The 14,520-nt window shown below is 67.2% G+C and carries 17 protein-coding genes; 5 read left to right on the forward strand and 12 right to left on the reverse strand.

From position 1 onward, the window contains the following. The first annotated feature begins 18 nt into the window (after positions 1-18). Positions 19-1,215, forward strand: a complete 1,197-nt coding sequence (locus ACLD0U_RS03045; RefSeq protein WP_410339794.1) for an AI-2E family transporter — start codon at positions 19-21, stop codon at positions 1,213-1,215. Then, the gene (gene ilvA / locus ACLD0U_RS03050) at positions 1,212-2,441 is read left to right on the forward strand and encodes a threonine ammonia-lyase (RefSeq protein ID WP_410339795.1); all 1,230 of its coding nucleotides are present in this window, start codon (positions 1,212-1,214) and stop codon (positions 2,439-2,441) included. Before ACLD0U_RS03045 ends, ilvA begins: the two co-directional genes overlap by 4 nt. 85 nt (positions 2,442-2,526) lie before the next feature. On the opposite strand, the gene greA is transcribed toward ilvA, so the two are convergent. Together greA and ACLD0U_RS03060 are read right to left on the reverse strand one after the other, a co-directional pair. Further along, on the reverse strand, positions 2,527-3,015 hold the full coding sequence (gene greA, locus ACLD0U_RS03055) for a transcription elongation factor GreA (RefSeq protein WP_179411419.1): 489 nt from the start codon (positions 3,013-3,015) through the stop codon (positions 2,527-2,529). Between the two features lie 121 nt (positions 3,016-3,136). Continuing rightward, on the reverse strand, positions 3,137-3,523 hold the full coding sequence (locus ACLD0U_RS03060) for a DUF4307 domain-containing protein (protein ID WP_179411418.1): 387 nt from the start codon (positions 3,521-3,523) through the stop codon (positions 3,137-3,139). A gap of 74 nt (positions 3,524-3,597) precedes the next feature. Between ACLD0U_RS03060 and ACLD0U_RS03065 the strand changes: the two genes are divergently transcribed. Further along, the gene (locus ACLD0U_RS03065; protein WP_179411417.1) at positions 3,598-3,846 is read left to right on the forward strand and encodes a hypothetical protein; all 249 of its coding nucleotides are present in this window, start codon (positions 3,598-3,600) and stop codon (positions 3,844-3,846) included. A gap of 9 nt (positions 3,847-3,855) precedes the next feature. Here ACLD0U_RS03065 and ACLD0U_RS03070 read toward each other — a convergent pair whose 3' ends face one another. After that, positions 3,856-4,329: an S-ribosylhomocysteine lyase gene (locus tag ACLD0U_RS03070; RefSeq protein ID WP_179411416.1), complete on the reverse strand. Its 474-nt coding sequence runs from the start codon at positions 4,327-4,329 to the stop codon at positions 3,856-3,858. Between the two features lie 66 nt (positions 4,330-4,395). After that, positions 4,396-5,082, reverse strand: coding sequence for a PAQR family membrane homeostasis protein TrhA (trhA, locus tag ACLD0U_RS03075; RefSeq protein ID WP_179411926.1), 687 nt, complete (start codon positions 5,080-5,082; stop codon positions 4,396-4,398). Positions 5,083-5,221: 139 nt separating this feature from the next. Here trhA and ACLD0U_RS03080 point away from each other — a divergent pair, with 139 nt between their 5' ends. Together ACLD0U_RS03080 and ACLD0U_RS03085 are read left to right on the forward strand one after the other, a co-directional pair. Then, positions 5,222-6,004 carry an isoprenyl transferase gene (locus ACLD0U_RS03080; RefSeq protein ID WP_179411415.1) on the forward strand — a complete coding sequence of 261 codons (783 nt, stop codon included), beginning with the start codon at positions 5,222-5,224 and terminating at the stop codon, positions 6,002-6,004. A 290-nt stretch (positions 6,005-6,294) separates the two neighbouring features. Beyond that, positions 6,295-7,602, forward strand: coding sequence for a PhoH family protein (locus tag ACLD0U_RS03085; protein ID WP_410340263.1), 1,308 nt, complete (start codon positions 6,295-6,297; stop codon positions 7,600-7,602). A gap of 148 nt (positions 7,603-7,750) precedes the next feature. On the opposite strand, the gene ACLD0U_RS03090 is transcribed toward ACLD0U_RS03085, so the two are convergent. The 8 genes from ACLD0U_RS03090 to xseA all read right to left on the reverse strand — a co-directional run bounded on the left by ACLD0U_RS03090 (position 7,751) and on the right by xseA (position 14,487). Next, positions 7,751-8,299, reverse strand: a complete 549-nt coding sequence (locus ACLD0U_RS03090) for a hypothetical protein (protein WP_410339796.1) — start codon at positions 8,297-8,299, stop codon at positions 7,751-7,753. Positions 8,300-8,583: 284 nt separating this feature from the next. Further along, positions 8,584-9,144, reverse strand: coding sequence for a hypothetical protein (locus ACLD0U_RS03095; RefSeq protein WP_410339797.1), 561 nt, complete (start codon positions 9,142-9,144; stop codon positions 8,584-8,586). Positions 9,145-9,199: 55 nt separating this feature from the next. Then, positions 9,200-10,039, reverse strand: a complete 840-nt coding sequence (locus tag ACLD0U_RS03100) for a DUF559 domain-containing protein (RefSeq protein ID WP_410339798.1) — start codon at positions 10,037-10,039, stop codon at positions 9,200-9,202. Between the two features lie 202 nt (positions 10,040-10,241). Continuing rightward, entirely contained in the window at positions 10,242-11,663 is a 1,422-nt protein-coding gene (locus tag ACLD0U_RS03105) for a class II fumarate hydratase (RefSeq protein WP_410339799.1), read from the reverse strand. Further along, a complete protein-coding gene (locus ACLD0U_RS03110) occupies positions 11,660-12,334 on the reverse strand; it encodes a carbonic anhydrase (RefSeq protein WP_179411410.1) in 675 nt (224 codons plus the stop codon). The genes ACLD0U_RS03105 and ACLD0U_RS03110 overlap by 4 nt, the downstream gene beginning before the upstream one ends. Continuing rightward, positions 12,331-12,972, reverse strand: coding sequence for a DUF4245 family protein (locus ACLD0U_RS03115; protein WP_179411409.1), 642 nt, complete (start codon positions 12,970-12,972; stop codon positions 12,331-12,333). The genes ACLD0U_RS03110 and ACLD0U_RS03115 overlap by 4 nt, the downstream gene beginning before the upstream one ends. Continuing rightward, positions 12,969-13,208 (reverse strand): exodeoxyribonuclease VII small subunit, encoded by a 240-nt coding sequence (locus ACLD0U_RS03120; RefSeq protein ID WP_179411408.1) that lies wholly within the window; start codon positions 13,206-13,208, stop codon positions 12,969-12,971. The genes ACLD0U_RS03115 and ACLD0U_RS03120 overlap by 4 nt, the downstream gene beginning before the upstream one ends. A 1-nt stretch (position 13,209) precedes the next feature. Next, entirely contained in the window at positions 13,210-14,487 is a 1,278-nt protein-coding gene (xseA, locus tag ACLD0U_RS03125) for an exodeoxyribonuclease VII large subunit (protein ID WP_410339800.1), read from the reverse strand. Positions 14,488-14,520: the final 33 nt, after the last annotated feature.

Here is a 14,520-nt window from a genome sequence, read left to right on the forward strand (position 1 = left end):
CGTACGTAGAATTGCACAATGAGCGACAACCCCAGGCCGAGGTTCCGCAATCCGTTCCGTCATGAGCCGCCGTCCACTCATCGAACCGTGCAGATCGAGTCCGATGAGGCCGTGCCGTGGCCGCTGCGTGTGACGGCCGCCTACTCGTGGCGTCTGCTGGTCATCGCCGGGGCCGTCGCACTGTTCATCTGGCTGGTCATGCTGCTCAAGCTGCTGGTGATCCCCCTGATGATCGGCATTCTCATCACCGCCCTGGTGTGGCCCGGCTTCCAGCTGATGGTGCGCGCTCGCTTTCCCCGGTGGCTCGCGATCACGATCACCATCGCGGGCACGCTCGGCATCGTCGTCGGGCTCTTCTGGCTGGTCATCTGGCAGGTGCGCCTGCAGCTGCCAGACGTGCAGGCCAAGACACAGGAAGCACTGGACCAGTTCCGCCTGTTCCTCGTCGATGGTCCCCTGCACCTCTCGGCCGAGCAGATCGACGGGTACATCCAGCAGGGACTCAACTTGCTCACCGAGCAGGCTTCGCTGCTGTGGAATGCGGCCGGCGCGGTCACGGGCACGGCGGCGCACATCGTCACTGGAACACTGCTCGCGCTCTTCATCCTCATCTGCCTGCTCGCCGACGGCGGAGGGATCTGGCGCTGGACGCTGAAGGTCTTCCCGCGCCGCGCGCGGCCGGCCGTCGACGCCGCGGCGACCAACGGCTGGGCGACCGTCGTCAACTACGCCCGCACTCAGCTCGCCGTCGCGGCGATCGACGCGGTCGGTATCGGCGTGGGGGCGGCGCTGCTGGGCGTGCCGCTGGCCATCCCCGTCGCGGTGCTGGTGTTCCTCGGTGCGTTCGTCCCGATCGTCGGAGCGGTTCTGACCGGTACCTTCGCGGTGTTCCTCGCTCTGGTCTACAACGGCTGGTGGATCGCGCTCGCGATGCTCGGTGTCGTGCTGCTGGTGCAGCAGGTCGAGGGGCACGTGCTGCAGCCGATCATGATGGGCGCCGCCGTGAAGGTTCACCCGCTGGCTGTCGTTCTCGTCGTCACGGGCGGTGCGATGATCGCCGGCATCCCCGGCGCGTTGTTCGCCGTGCCGCTGGCCGCGTTCGTCAACGTCGCCGCCGTGACCATCAGCACTGGTGCCTGGCGCACCGGTGAAGAACCCCAAGCTGACCTGATCTGGAGCACTGTGCCGCGTGAGCGGCCGAGGAGGAACCGATGACCGCCGCCCCGAGCCTGGCCGAGTTCAGAGCCGCAGCAGACAGCCTGGATGGGGTGATCTCGCACACTCCCATCGAGCTCTCCCGCATGCTCAGCGATTCGCTCGGCGCGCCGGTGCTGCTGAAGATGGAGAACCTGCAGCGCACCGGATCGTTCAAGATCCGTGGGGCGACCTACCGCCTGGCGCAGCTGACGCCTGAGGAGCGCCTGCGCGGCGTGGTCGCGGCGTCGGCAGGAAACCACGCCCAGGGCGTCGCGCTCGCCGCACAGTCGCTCGGTATCCCGGCGACGATCTTCATGCCGCTCGGTGTGCCCGTCCCGAAGCTGTTGGCCACCCGTGGCTACGGTGCTGAGGTCGTGCTCGAAGGCGAGACCGTGGCGACCTCGCTGCGGCTGGCGGCCGAGTTCGCCGAGCGCACCGGCGCGGTTCTGATCCATCCCTTCGACCACCGCGACGTGGTGATCGGGCAGGGCACACTCGGACTCGAAGTGTTCGAAGACGTGCCTGACGTCGACACCGTCGTGATGGGGATCGGCGGAGGCGGTCTGATCGCCGGAGTCTCCGCGGCCATCAAACAGGCTGCGGCCGAGGCCGGACGCCCGGTGCGCATCGTCGGCGTGCAGGCAGAGAATGCCGCGGCGATGCCGTTGTCGCTCGCGGCCGGGCACCCGGTCGAGATCCAGACACAGCCGACGATCGCGGACGGCATCCTGGTCGCCCAGCCGGGGGCGGTGCCCTTCGAGATCATCAACGAGCTCGTCGACGAGGTCGTCACGGTGTCGGAGGACGACATCGCCCGAGCGCTGCTGGTGCTGCTCGAACACGCCAAGGTCGTCGTCGAGCCGGCAGGCGCGGTCGGCGTGGCCGCGATCCTCGCGGGCAAGGTGAAAGCCACCGGCACGACGGTGCCGATCCTCTCCGGCGGCAACATCGATCCGATGCTGTTGCAGCGCGTCGTCGCGCACGGTCTCGCGGCCTCGGGCCGCTACGCCACCGTGCGCATCCCGCTGCCCGACCGCCCCGGTCAGCTCGCCAAGGTCTCAGAGATCCTCTCCCAGGTGGGGGCGAACGTCATGGAAGTGCTGCACACGCGGCACGGGCACGGCCTGCAGATCAGCGACATGATCCTGCAGTTGTCCATTGAGACCCGCGGACCGGAGCACACGCAGCTCGCGTTCGACGCGCTGCGCGCCGCGGGGTTCGAACCCTCGGTGATGCCGGACTGATCGGCTCGCCGACCGCAAGCACGAAACACGGCGGGATGCGCATCCTAGGGATGCGCATCCCGCCGTGTCGCTGTCCTGCGGCGGGTCAGCCGGTGTAGGTCTCGACGCCGATGATCTCGACGGCGATCGCCCGGCCGTTGGGCGCCTCATAGCTCGACTTCGCGCCGATCTTGAGGCCCATGATGGCCTGACCGAGCGGGCTGGCCTCGCTGTAGACGTCGAGGTCGCCACTCGCCTCGATCTCACGGCTGCCCAGCAGGAAGACCTCTTCGTCTCCGGCGATGAGCGCGGTCACGACGGTGCCCGGCTCGACGATGCCACGACTGGTAGGCGCCTCGCCGACCTTGGCGGTCTTCAGCAGCTGCTGCAGGGTGCGGATGCGCGCCTCCTGCTTGCCCTGCTCATCCTTGGCGGCGTGGTATCCGCCGTTCTCCTTGAGGTCGCCTTCTTCGCGGGCGGCTTCGATGCGCGCCGCGATCTCGTCGCGGCCGACGGTCGAGAGGTGTTCGAGTTCTTCGACGAGGCGGTCGTATGCCTCCTGCGTGAGGAACGGTACCTGAGCGTCTGTGGACACAGCGTGCTCCTTCGTGCGGGCCCCTTCAGGGGCTTGAGGACTCCGGGACGTCAACCGACTCCCGGGAATATGCCAAGACGCCCCGGCACGGGCCGGGGCGTCGGTCATCTTGGGGTTGATTCTAAGCGACCCAGCAGGACTTCACCAAACCCGTGGTGGCCTCGGCGACGGTCGGGATGCTGACGTTGACCGCGCTGGTGTGCTCATCCGAGGCCGAGAACTCGACGATCTTCCAACCGACGACGCCGAACTCGACATCGAGCGCCTCGACCGCGCAGGCGACGTCCGCGCCGCGGGGCGCCGTGTACTGGAATGTGAGATCGACGCGGTGCTCATCGACCACCGAGAAGCCGAGGTCATCAGCATCCACGGCATTCATCTGACTCGAGACGGTGATCCATCCGAAGTACGCCACCACGGCGGCGGCGAGAATGCCGCCGATGATCCAGAGCAACGGTCGGCGACCGGTGCGGCCGTATCGCTCATCGAGTTCGCGTGCGGTGGTCACGGGTCTCCTGTGTCTCGAGCGGCGGATAGGCTGGTACTCCCAGGGTATTCGACCTGCGGAGAAAAGGCGGACTCATGATCCTGTTCGGCGAGCAGACCCCGATGCCGACGCCCACGATGACAGTCGATCCCGATTCGGTGACGCCCGGTTTCGCAGGCTTCGCGATCATCGTGCTGATCGTCGTCGCCGTCATCCTGCTCGTGTGGGACATGAACCGCCGCATCCGCCGGGTGCGTTACCGCGAAGAGATCCGCGAAGAGCTGGATGCTGAAGAGGCGGCCCAGCGGGAGGCATCCGACGACGAGGGCGACGCGCGCGCCTGACGTCGCCGGTCAGACGCCGACGCGTGCGAACGCGTCGAGGCTGATCCCCTGATCGAGGATGCGCTGCGACCATGCCTTTGCGGAGTGCAGGCTGTGGTCGCGGTAGTTGCCGCACTCCACAGCCGAGACACCGGGTACATCACTCCACTCGGCGGGCCCCGCGATGAACTCGAGTCCGGCGCGGATCGCGGTCACGACATCGGCGACTGCCGGTTCGCCCCACATGATCAGGTGGAAACCGGTGCGGCAGCCGAACGGCGAGATGTCGATGACACCGTCGATGTGGTCCCGCAGCACGCTCGCCAGCGTGTGCTCGATGGTGTGCAGCCCCGCCGTGGGGATCTCGCCCTCGTTGGGCTGGACGAACCGCACGTCGAAGTTCGAGATGGCATCGCCCTTCGGGCCGTGCTCGACGCCGATTAGGCGCACGTAGGGGGCGATGACTGCGGTGTGATCGAGGGTGAAGCTCTCGACGTCGGCCATGGGATGCTCCTTGCTGCGGGGTGTCTCTCGAGCGTAGTCGCGCGGCCGCGTGCGAGTGACAGCGGGTTACGCAGGAAGACCCAGCGACGGGGCGTGCGGCGCGATCGAGATCAGCAGGCACGCGGTCCAGTGGCACAGGAACGCCAGCACCGTGCAGACGTGGAAGATCTCGTGGAAGCCGAAGTGCCCCGGCCACGGGTTCGGCTTCTTCAACGCGTACACGATCGCGCCGGCCGTGTAGAGCAGGCCGCCCACGCACACCAGCACCATCATCGCCACGTTGGCGTTGACCAGATCGACCATGTACATCACGGCTGCCCATCCGAGTGCGAGGTACAGCGCGACGTACAGCCAGCGCGGCGCGTGGATCCAGAAGACGCGGAACAGGATGCCGAGAATCGCACCTCCCCAGACCAGGCACAGCAGAAGTACGCCCTTCTCGGGCGGCAACGCCAGCGTCGCGATCGGCGTGTAGGTGCCCGCGATCAGCAGCAGGATGTTCGCGTGATCGATGCGCTTGAGCACGACCTTGGTCTTGGGGCCCCAGTTGAAGCGGTGATAGACAGCCGAGTTGCCGAACAGCAGCAGCGAGGTCGTCATGAACACGGCGGCAGCCCACTTCGCAGGGGCGCCGTCGGCGAGCACGATCAGCACGACGCCGGCGGCGATCGCGATCGGGAACGTGGCGGCGTGGATCCAGCCCCGCCAGCTCGGTTTGATCTCGGCCACGGCATCGACCGCGGCGGCATCCATCAGAGGAAGCTGGGGGACATCGACGTTGTTCGCGGCTCGGGTGCTCACAGGTTCACTCTACGGTCGGCGGCATTCCCTGGGCCGTACATATCCTGGACGATCACAGGGAGCAGGTCGCGGTTGGGGGTAGCGTAGGCACGTGAGTGCACGCGAGAGCTCGGGGCAGGGACCCCTCTACCGGCTCTACGGAAATCGTCTTCGCCGGCGCATCGATCCGGCGTCCGTTCCGCACCATGTCGCGATGATGATCGACGGCAATCGGCGCTGGGCGCGGCAGTTGGGCTTCGAATCTGCGGCCGACGGGCACCGTGCCGGTGCCGCGAAGATGCGCGAGTTCCTCGGCTGGTGCGATGAGCTCGGCATCCGTGTCGTCTCGCTGTACCTGCTCTCGGCCGACAATCTGACCAAGCGCGACTCGCAGGAGATCAGCGACCTGATCGAGATCATCGCCGAGCTCGCCGACACGCTCTCGCAGCAGGGCAACTGGCGGGTGCAGCACGTGGGTCGCTCGGATCTGCTGCCCACCGAGCTGGCACGTGTTCTGGATGACGCGCAGCAGCGCACCAGCGGACACACCGGCCTGCACGTCAACCTCGCCGTCGGCTACGGCGGGCGCAACGAGATCGTCGATGCTGTGCGCAGCATCATCGGGGCGCACAACGAGTCCGGTGGCACGCTCGACGACCTGGCCGAGCACCTCACTCCCGAGATGATCGGCGAGCACCTCTACACCGGGGGACAGCCTGATCCCGACCTCGTGATCCGTACCAGCGGTGAACAGCGTCTGAGCGACTTCCTGCTGTGGCAGAGTGCGCACAGCGAGTTCTATTTCGTAGAGGCGTTGGGGCCGGACTTGCGCAAGGTCGACTTCCTGCGGGCCATCCGCGATTTCGCAGACCGCGACCGGCGCTTCGGGCGCTAGGACCCGGGCACACAGGTTCTCGGATGCCTCGTCGAGGGCATCCGATCACTTCCCGTTCCCTGAACGTTAAGGCGACACGCCCGCCGCGCCGGTGGCGATCACGGACGCGGCGGGCGTACCTTCAAGGCATCGGGTACCGTACCCGATCGGGTCGGCCACCAGGTTCGCGACTCGTGGCCCCTGGTCGACTCGCTGCAGAGCCGGGATCAGCTCCCGGGAAGTAGGAGTGGATCGTGACCACACGTACAGCGCAGCAGCCGGCCACCAACCGGACCAACGGGACTCGATCCGTGTCGCAGGACGACACGGATCTTCGCACTTATGTGCTCGACACCTCGGTGCTCCTCAGTGACCCGCAGGCATTGTTCCGCTTCGCGGAGCATTCGATCGTGTTGCCGGTGGTCGTGATCACCGAGCTTGAGGGCAAGCGCCACGACCCCGAGCTGGGCTACTTCGCCCGCCGCGCCCTGCGTCACCTGGATGACCTGCGCATCGAACACGGACGTCTTGACTTTCCTGTGGAGGTCGGTGACGGCGGCACGCTGCGTGTCGAACTCGGCAATGCCGACATGTCGCTCCTGCCTGCGGGCATCCGACTCACCGACAACGACAGTCGCATCCTCGCGACGGCCGCTCAGCTCGCGCAGGACGGGCAGCGCGTCACGATCGTCTCGAAGGATCTGCCGATGCGGGTCAAGGCCGCGTCGCTGGGGTTGGCCGCCGAGGAGTACCTCGCCGAGCAGGCGGTGGATTCGGGCTGGAACGGCATCACGACTCTCGATCTGTCGGGCGATGACATGAGCGACCTGTACGAGACCGAGGTGGGCCTCAGCGAGGACGTGCGCGGTGTACCGGTCAACACGGGCCTGATCATCCATTCCGAACGCGGGTCGGCACTGGGGCGCGTCGTCGGTGACGGCGAGTTCCGGCTGGTGCGCGGCGACCGCGAGGTGTTCGGGATGCATGGCCGTTCGGCCGAGCAGCGTATCGCGATCGATGTGCTGCTCGATCCCGAGGTGGGTATCGTCTCGCTCGGCGGACGAGCCGGCACGGGCAAGTCGGCGCTGGCGTTGTGCGCCGGTCTCGAATCGGTGTTGGAGCGCCAGCAGCAGAAGAAGATCATCGTCTTCCGTCCGTTGTTCGCCGTCGGCGGGCAGGAGCTCGGATATCTGCCCGGCGATCAGGGCGAGAAGATGAACCCATGGGGGCAGGCGGTCTTCGACACCCTCGGTTCGGTCGTGTCGGGCAACGTGCTCGACGAGGTCATCGAGCGGGGGGTGCTGGAGGTGCTGCCGCTCACGCACATTCGTGGACGCTCGTTGCACGACGCGTTCGTGATCGTCGATGAGGCGCAGTCGCTGGAACGCAACGTGCTGTTGACGGTGCTGAGCCGCATCGGACAGAACTCGCGGGTCGTGTTGACGCACGACGTCGGTCAGCGCGACAACCTGCGCGTGGGCCGGCACGACGGTGTCGCGAGTGTGATCGAGACGTTGAAGGGCCATGACCTGTTCGCACACGTGACGTTGCAGCGCTCGGAGCGTTCGGCGATCGCGGCGCTGGTCACTGATCTGCTGGAGGGCAGCGAGCTCAGCTGAGGGGGTCGAGCTCGCCCCGCGCCCGGTTGCCGCGCTGGCAGCCGGGCGCGACGGGGGGGTACAGTCTGGGGGCTGACACGCCAGATGTCGGACCGTTTCGCGGGTTTGGTCCGACATCTGGAGTGTCGGCCCCCGATTTGTTTCTGTGTCAGCAGCCGGGGGCGGTGGGGTTCTCGGTGCAGGTGTGGGCGACGAGCGCGGTGTGGGCTTCGTAGATGCGGATCGTTTGCGGGGTGCCGGGGATGTCGAGTTGCCCGGTGAGGGGGAACCAGCCGACGCCGAGGTCAATTTCGGCGCTGTAGGCCGTGTCGACGCGGGCTTGGTAGGTGCCGCGTTCGGCGTAGGTGTGGCTGGTGTCGGTGGGGGTGAACTGGGCTTGGTCGAGGGCGTCCCAGCTTGCGCCGGGGGTGTCGGATGCCTGTGATTGTCCGTCGCCGTAGTGGAAGGTGTGGGTGATGGGGGTGAATCGGACGCGGATGGGGAAGCCGAACAGTTCGCCGTCACGGGTGTGCTCGGCGGTGTCGGTGGTGAAGTTGGTGGGCAGGCCGGCGATCCCGAGGTTGTCGGGTTCGCCGGTGAGCGTGCCGGGATCGGGGGAGAAGGAGGCCAGGTCGGTGATCGTGACTTCGGGGATCGACGGGGTGCTGTCTTCGGGGTCGTCCTCACCGCGCTCGACGTGCTCCCAGCAACGGATCATCGAGTCCCAGTTGATCTTGCACTCTTCCGGCGTCGGCTGCCGCGGCGGGACGTAGTCGATTTGGTGGACGGGGTACTCGGGAGCCGGGCTACTCCCCGGCTGATGGCCGCTATCACCTCCGTGGGTTCGGCTTGCGGATGCATCGACGCCGTCATCTCCCATCTGCACACTGCAGAGTCCCGCTTCTAGCGCGGCAGTGGAACACGGACCCTTGGACTCTCCGTACGCAGTGGCCGGGAGCAACAGACCTGCCGCTAGTACTACTACCGCCGCGCCCGAAGCGGCTATGGCGCGCACGTTGGGTCCTCGACGGCAACTGCGTCCGTGAGTCGCAGGGTGCTCGCTTGAACTGTGAAGGTCAGATCAAGGGCATAGACATCTTGACGCTCGCTGGACACGATGGAGTTGCCATCTGTGCTCACGAAATCAGTCTCGCTCACGTCGTTGCACGTGCGCGCAACCACCGCCTCCGCTTCTGTATATGTTTCACCGCTGAAGTCGAGGATGTGAGTCGACCCTGTGCGTGTGTATCCCTCCGCGTGGAACCTACTGAGCGTCTTTCGTTCCTCGGTGGCGAAATCACCGCCAACGAACTCTCGAGTCGCTTCAAAAGTGGTGGGGTCCTGGATGTCGATGGCATTGTACGCCGTCATATACGCCCGATACGTCTCCTCCGCGGCCGCGAAGGCTTCTTCCTCGCTGGCAAAGAGCGGGGTCTCGGTCGGTGTCGGCTCGGGCTGGGGCGAGCAGCCTGCGAGCATCGCGAGCGTGATCCCGGCGCAGGTTAGTGCTGCTGCAGGTCGCAGGCGCAGTGTCGTCTTCGCAGGCGAGGTCATCATCGTCACCCGAACACGGTAGCCCGAACAGCACGACGCCCGCCGAAGTTATCCACAGCCGCGATCATGCGTGATCCCGCAATCTCCGGAGCGCGCCCAGTATGGCGGCCTGGACGGACGCCCAATCGTGGATGATCTGCGCATAGTCGAAGCGCAACGTCTCGTATCCCAGTCGGGATGCGGCAGCATCCCGTTGTAGATCCTTGTGCCGCTTGTCAGGCGCTTCGTGATTCTCCCTGCCATCGGCCTCAAGGATCAGTCGCCCTCCGATGACGAAGTCGACCTTGCCGACGCCGATGATCACGACCTGGCACTCCAATGAGATGCCGAGGATGTGCAGGCGGAGGCGCAGTAGCGATTCCAGACCGCTGTCGGCATCGGGGCGTGCGATCGCCAGCATCCACCGCGCACGAGCTGGCAATGCCTCGCCTATACGCCCCCGCGCCGCACGCGACAGCTTGCCGCGCCGCCACGCCGATTCGAACGAGGCGAAGAACGACTCGGCCCCTTCGCAGTGGTACAGGTGCACCAGCGCTGTCTCCACATCGACGGTGCCGAAAGCAGTTCGCCCGCGAAAGTAGTGGCTCGTGCACCGGCATCCGACATGCGCATGAGCGCGACCTCGCCGACCCAGCCACACGTGCGGAGGACCATCTTGGGCTGTCATCACCCACACGCCGTGCTGGCGCAGCGCGTGGGCGCACGTCAGGGCACCACCGTGCCGTGCGGCATCACGCACCGCGCCGCAGAGGCCCGTGGTGGCGAACACCCCCGGTCGTAGTCGTTCGAGGCGTCCGGACTGGACGGCTTTGCTGAGCTGACCGCGGCTGATGCCGTACTCCTGCAGGCGAACACCGCGCGCAAGGCCACCGAGTCGCGCGACGAGAACCTCTGGATCGAACATGCTTCCAGCATCCGACCGTGCGGCGACGCGAGAGGTGCCCAACCCCGGCAACAGGGGATAACTCGCTGTGTGTATCCGTCTGGGGACAGATACAGAACGGGGGCCGACACACCACCTGTCGGACCGAACCGCATGTTCGGTCCGACATCTGGCGTGTCGGCCTCCGGAATCAGAAACGCGCAGGCGCCCCGATCAACAGATATCAGCCGGCGTGCGTCATGCTCAGCAGGTCGAGCTTCTGGTCGAGCACCTCTTCAGTGATCTCGCCGCGCTCGACGTAGCCGAGCTCGATGACGGCCTCGCGCACGGTGATGCCCTTGGCGACGGAGTGCTTCGCGATCTTCGCGGCAGCCTCGTAGCCGATGACCTTGTTCAGCGGCGTGACGATCGACGGGCTCATGCCCGCGAAAGCGGCGGCGCGCTCGACGTTGGCCTGCAGGCCGTCGACGGTCTTGTCGGCCAGAACGCGCACGGCGTTCGAGAGCAGACGGATCGACTCCAGCAGCGAGGTGCCCATCACCGGGATCGCGACGTTCAGCTCGAACGAGCCGGAAGCACCGGCCCAGGCCACGGTCGCGTCGTTGCCGATCACGCGGGCGCAGACCATCAGCACGGCCTCGGGAACGACGGGGTTGACCTTGCCGGGCATGATCGACGAGCCGGGCTGCAGGTCGGGGATGTGCAGCTCACCGAGACCGGTGTTGGGGCCGGAGCCCATCCAGCGCAGGTCGTTGTTGATCTTGGTCAGCGAGACGGCGATGGTGCGCAGAGCGCCCGAAGCCTCGACGAGACCGTCGCGGTTCGCCTGCGCCTCGAAGTGGTCCTTCGCCTCGGTGATCGGCAGCTCGGTGTCGGCTGCGAGCAGCTCGATGACCTTCTGCGGGAAGCCGAGCGGCGTGTTGATGCCGGTGCCGACCGCGGTGCCACCGAGCGGAACCTCGGCGACGCGGGGGAGAGCCGACTGCACGCGCTCGATGCCCAGGCGCAGCTGACGGGCGTAGCCGCCGAACTCCTGGCCGAGGGTCACGGGCGTCGCGTCCATGAGGTGGGTGCGACCGGCCTTGACGACGTCCTTCCACAGGTCGGCCTTCGCTTCGAGGGCGACGGCGAGGTGATCGAGCGACGGGATCAGGGTGTCGATCAGCGCCTGCGTGACGGCGATGTGCACCGACGTCGGGAAGACGTCGTTCGACGACTGCGACGCGTTGACGTGGTCGTTCGGGTGCACGGTGGCACCCAGGATGCTGGTGGCCAGGTTCGCCAGCACCTCGTTCATGTTCATGTTCGACGACGTGCCAGAACCGGTCTGGTAGGTGTCGACGGGGAACTCGCCGTCGTGCTTTCCGGTGGCGACCTCGTCGGCTGCCTGTGCGATCGCGTCGGCGATGGCGCCGTCGAGCGTGCCGAGCTCCTTGTTGGCGAGAGCCGCGGCCTTCTTGATGCGGGCGAGCGCGGCGATCTGCGTCGACTCCAGGCCCGTGCCCGAGATCGGGAAGTTCTCGACGGCACGCTGGGTCTGTGCGCTGTAGAGCGCGTTGAGGGGCACACGCACCTCGCCCATGGTGTCGTGCTCGATGCGGTAGCCCTGCGAGCTGTCGCCGCTGTGCTGCTGCGTGCCGGTCATTCCGATTCCTCCTTGGACGCGGGGTCGTTCCCCTCGGTGTCGATGCCTACGGTTACTGCGGGTACTGCGGTGCCCTCGGCCAGCCGGTAGTTGGCGCCGACGATTCCGAGACGGCCCTCGGCGACGGCGTTGCTGATCAGCTCGGACGAGTGCAGCAGGTCTGCGACGGTGTTGCGCAGGTGCTCGCGGCCGACGAGTTCGGCGTCGATGTCGGCGGGAGTGGTGCCGCCGGTCTCAGCGAGCACCTTGCGGGCTGCGGGCACGATCGGGGCGATGAGCTTCCAGATGCCCGCGGGGAGCGGGGCGGCGTCGATCGCCGTACCGTCGATGGCCGCGCGCACAGCGCCGCAGGAGTCATGCGCCAGCACGACGATCAGCGGAACACCCAGGATCCCCACGGCGTACTCCAGGCTGGCGACGATCGACTCGCCGATCACCTGGCCGGCGTTGCGTACGACGAACAGGTCGCCCAGACCCTTGTCGAAGATGATCTCGGCAGCGAGGCGCGAGTCCGAGCATCCGAACAGCGTCGCGATCGGAGCCTGTCCGTCGGCGAGCTCATGGCGCTTGTTGACGTCCTGGTGGGGGTGCGCAGGCTCACCGGCGACGAAGCGCCGGTTGCCGTCGCGCATCTCCTGCCAGGCCTGTGCGGGCGTGAGCTTCGTGGTCATTCGGCTTCCTCCAGTGCGTCCAGCTGCGTGCTGAGCGATTCGGCGAGCTCCGCGGTCGACTCCGCCGAGCGCGAGCCGTACAGCAGCACATAATCGGGGCCGGCCTGGGTGCCGATCGCGTACGAGATGTTGGCGTCACCGCTCTCGCCGAGATTGAAGACGTCCCATTCGCGACCGTCGATGGTCGTGGTGTCGTCGGCAGCACGGCCCCCGAGCACCTGGGGTGCCCACGAGACATCGGCGCCGAACGCCTGTGCGACGCGGACGAAGCCGCGCTCGTCGTCGGCCGCGGGTGCGAGCGTGACGTTCCACACCGGCACGGCTCCGCCGCCGAGTTCGGCCGCGTTCACACGCCAGAACTCGTCGACGTCAGGAACGATCGCCGGGCGCTGCATGTTGGTCTCGACGTCGGCGGCGATGGCGGCGACATCGATCTCGGGCTTCGGCGTCGGCTCACCGCGGGGCACACCGAAGACAACGATCGCCACGACGCCGACGGTGACGATGAGGGCCGCGATCAGGTTGCGGAACGTCTGGCTGGAGCGGTAGACACGGCTTGCCTCTGCCTTGCGGTCGGCGGTCTCCTGCGGAGTCTCGGCGCGGTTGATGCCCGCGACGATCGGTCGCTCTTTGCTCATTCGTCGTCTCCGTCGGATGCTGACTCGCGGGCCGCATCGAGGCGGCGCTTCGCGCCGACCAGCCACTCCTCGCAGCGGGCGGCGAGGGCCTCACCGCGTTCCCAGAGGGCGAGGGAGTGTTCGAGCGTGGGGGAACCCTGTTCGAGTTCGGCGACAACGCGCACGAGCTCGTCGCGCGCGGCCTCGAACGACAGCGATTCGACGGGGGAGTCGTTGGGCGCGGTCACACGTCTCATCCTATCCGTCTTCGCTGAGGGCGCCTTCGGAGCGGGCGCGCAGCGCACCGTGCTCGACCGTCACCGTCAATTCCGTTCCGGTGGGCGCATCGGCAGCATCCGAGACGATGCGTCCGTCGGTCTGCTGCACGATCGCGTAGCCGCGGGCCAGCGTCGCCGCCGGCGACAGCGCCCGCAGGGACGCCCGCAACTCGGCGGTCGCCCGCTGCGCGGCATCCACTCCGCGTCCCACGGTGTCGCGGCCGCGCGACACGAGCAGCCAGACGTCTTGCGCGCGCTGCTCGATGATCGGGTCGGGCGAGCGCAGCACGGGGCGCGATCGCAGCTGTTCGAGCTGGGCGATATCGTGCGCGATCCGCTGCGTAAGGCGGGTCGTTGCGCGTGCGCGCAACTGCGCGACGATCGCGCGCTGCTCGCCGACGTCGGGCACGACGCGCTTGGCGGCATCCGTCGGGGTCGACGCGCGCAGGTCGGCGACGTCGTCGAGCAGGGGATGGTCGTTCTCGTGGCCGATCGCGCTCACCACGGGTGTGGATGCCGCTGCCACCGCGCGGATCAGACGTTCATCGCTGAAGCCCAGCAGAGTCTGCGGGTCGCCGCCACCGCGGGCGATGATGATCACATCGACCTCGGGATCGGCATCCAGACGTTGCAGCGCCGCGAGCACTTCGGGCACGCTCCGATCACCCTGCACCGCGACGTGCTCGGTGCGGAACCGCACGTGCGGCCAGCGCAACTCGGCATTGCGATGCACGTCCTTCTCAGCATCCGACTTCTCGCCCGTGATCAGCCCGATGCAATGCGGCAGGAACGGCAGCGGGCGCTTGCGACCGGCGTCGAACAGACCCTCTTGGCGCAACTGGGCGCGCAGCTTCTCGAGGCGCTCGAGTTGATCACCGAGACCGACGTGCTTCATCGCCGAGACGATGAAGCTGAAATCGCCGCCCTTGACGAAGTAGTCGGCCTTCACAGCAGCGACGACATGGTCGCCGACCGCCAGGTCGCCCGGAATCCGGGCGCGCACGCTCGACCACACCCGGATCGAGATGTGCGCGTCGGAGCGCACGTCCTTGAGCCGCGCGAACACGTTGCCGCCGCGCTGGTTCCACGAGGTGATCTCACCCTCGACCCACACCGTGTTCCAGCGCGCGATGAAGTCGCGGATGGTGCCGTTGAGCCGCGCGACCGATGTCGGGGCGTCCGCGGTCGAATCGCGGGGCGCGACCGAGTCGGCGGGCGGCGGCTCGCCGGGCACGGTGGCGGCTTCGAAGACGGTCATGCGTCCATTGTTCCGGATGCCACCGACGGGCCG

This window comes from Microbacterium sp. 2216-1 (assembly GCF_046507855.1).
Taxonomy (GTDB): domain Bacteria; phylum Actinomycetota; class Actinomycetes; order Actinomycetales; family Microbacteriaceae; genus Microbacterium; species Microbacterium esteraromaticum_C.

Bases quoted from the DNA above. Each gene is read 5' to 3' on its own strand.
- ACLD0U_RS03045 (WP_410339794.1), top strand. From the start codon at position 19: ATGAGCGACAACCCCAGGCCGAGGTTCCGCAATCCGTTCCGTCATGAG.
- ilvA (WP_410339795.1), top strand. From the start codon at position 1,212: ATGACCGCCGCCCCGAGCCTGGCCGAGTTCAGAGCCGCAGCAGACAGC.
- ACLD0U_RS03065 (WP_179411417.1), top strand. From the start codon at position 3,598: ATGATCCTGTTCGGCGAGCAGACCCCGATGCCGACGCCCACGATGACA.
- ACLD0U_RS03070 (WP_179411416.1), bottom strand. From the start codon at position 4,329: ATGGCCGACGTCGAGAGCTTCACCCTCGATCACACCGCAGTCATCGCC.
- trhA (WP_179411926.1), bottom strand. From the start codon at position 5,082: ATGGATGCCGCCGCGGTCGATGCCGTGGCCGAGATCAAACCGAGCTGG.
- ACLD0U_RS03090 (WP_410339796.1), bottom strand. From the start codon at position 8,299: ATGATCCGTTGCTGGGAGCACGTCGAGCGCGGTGAGGACGACCCCGAA.
- ACLD0U_RS03100 (WP_410339798.1), bottom strand. From the start codon at position 10,039: ATGTTCGATCCAGAGGTTCTCGTCGCGCGACTCGGTGGCCTTGCGCGC.
- ACLD0U_RS03105 (WP_410339799.1), bottom strand. From the start codon at position 11,663: ATGACCGGCACGCAGCAGCACAGCGGCGACAGCTCGCAGGGCTACCGC.
- ACLD0U_RS03110 (WP_179411410.1), bottom strand. From the start codon at position 12,334: ATGACCACGAAGCTCACGCCCGCACAGGCCTGGCAGGAGATGCGCGAC.
- ACLD0U_RS03115 (WP_179411409.1), bottom strand. From the start codon at position 12,972: ATGAGCAAAGAGCGACCGATCGTCGCGGGCATCAACCGCGCCGAGACT.
- ACLD0U_RS03120 (WP_179411408.1), bottom strand. From the start codon at position 13,208: ATGAGACGTGTGACCGCGCCCAACGACTCCCCCGTCGAATCGCTGTCG.
- xseA (WP_410339800.1), bottom strand. From the start codon at position 14,487: ATGACCGTCTTCGAAGCCGCCACCGTGCCCGGCGAGCCGCCGCCCGCC.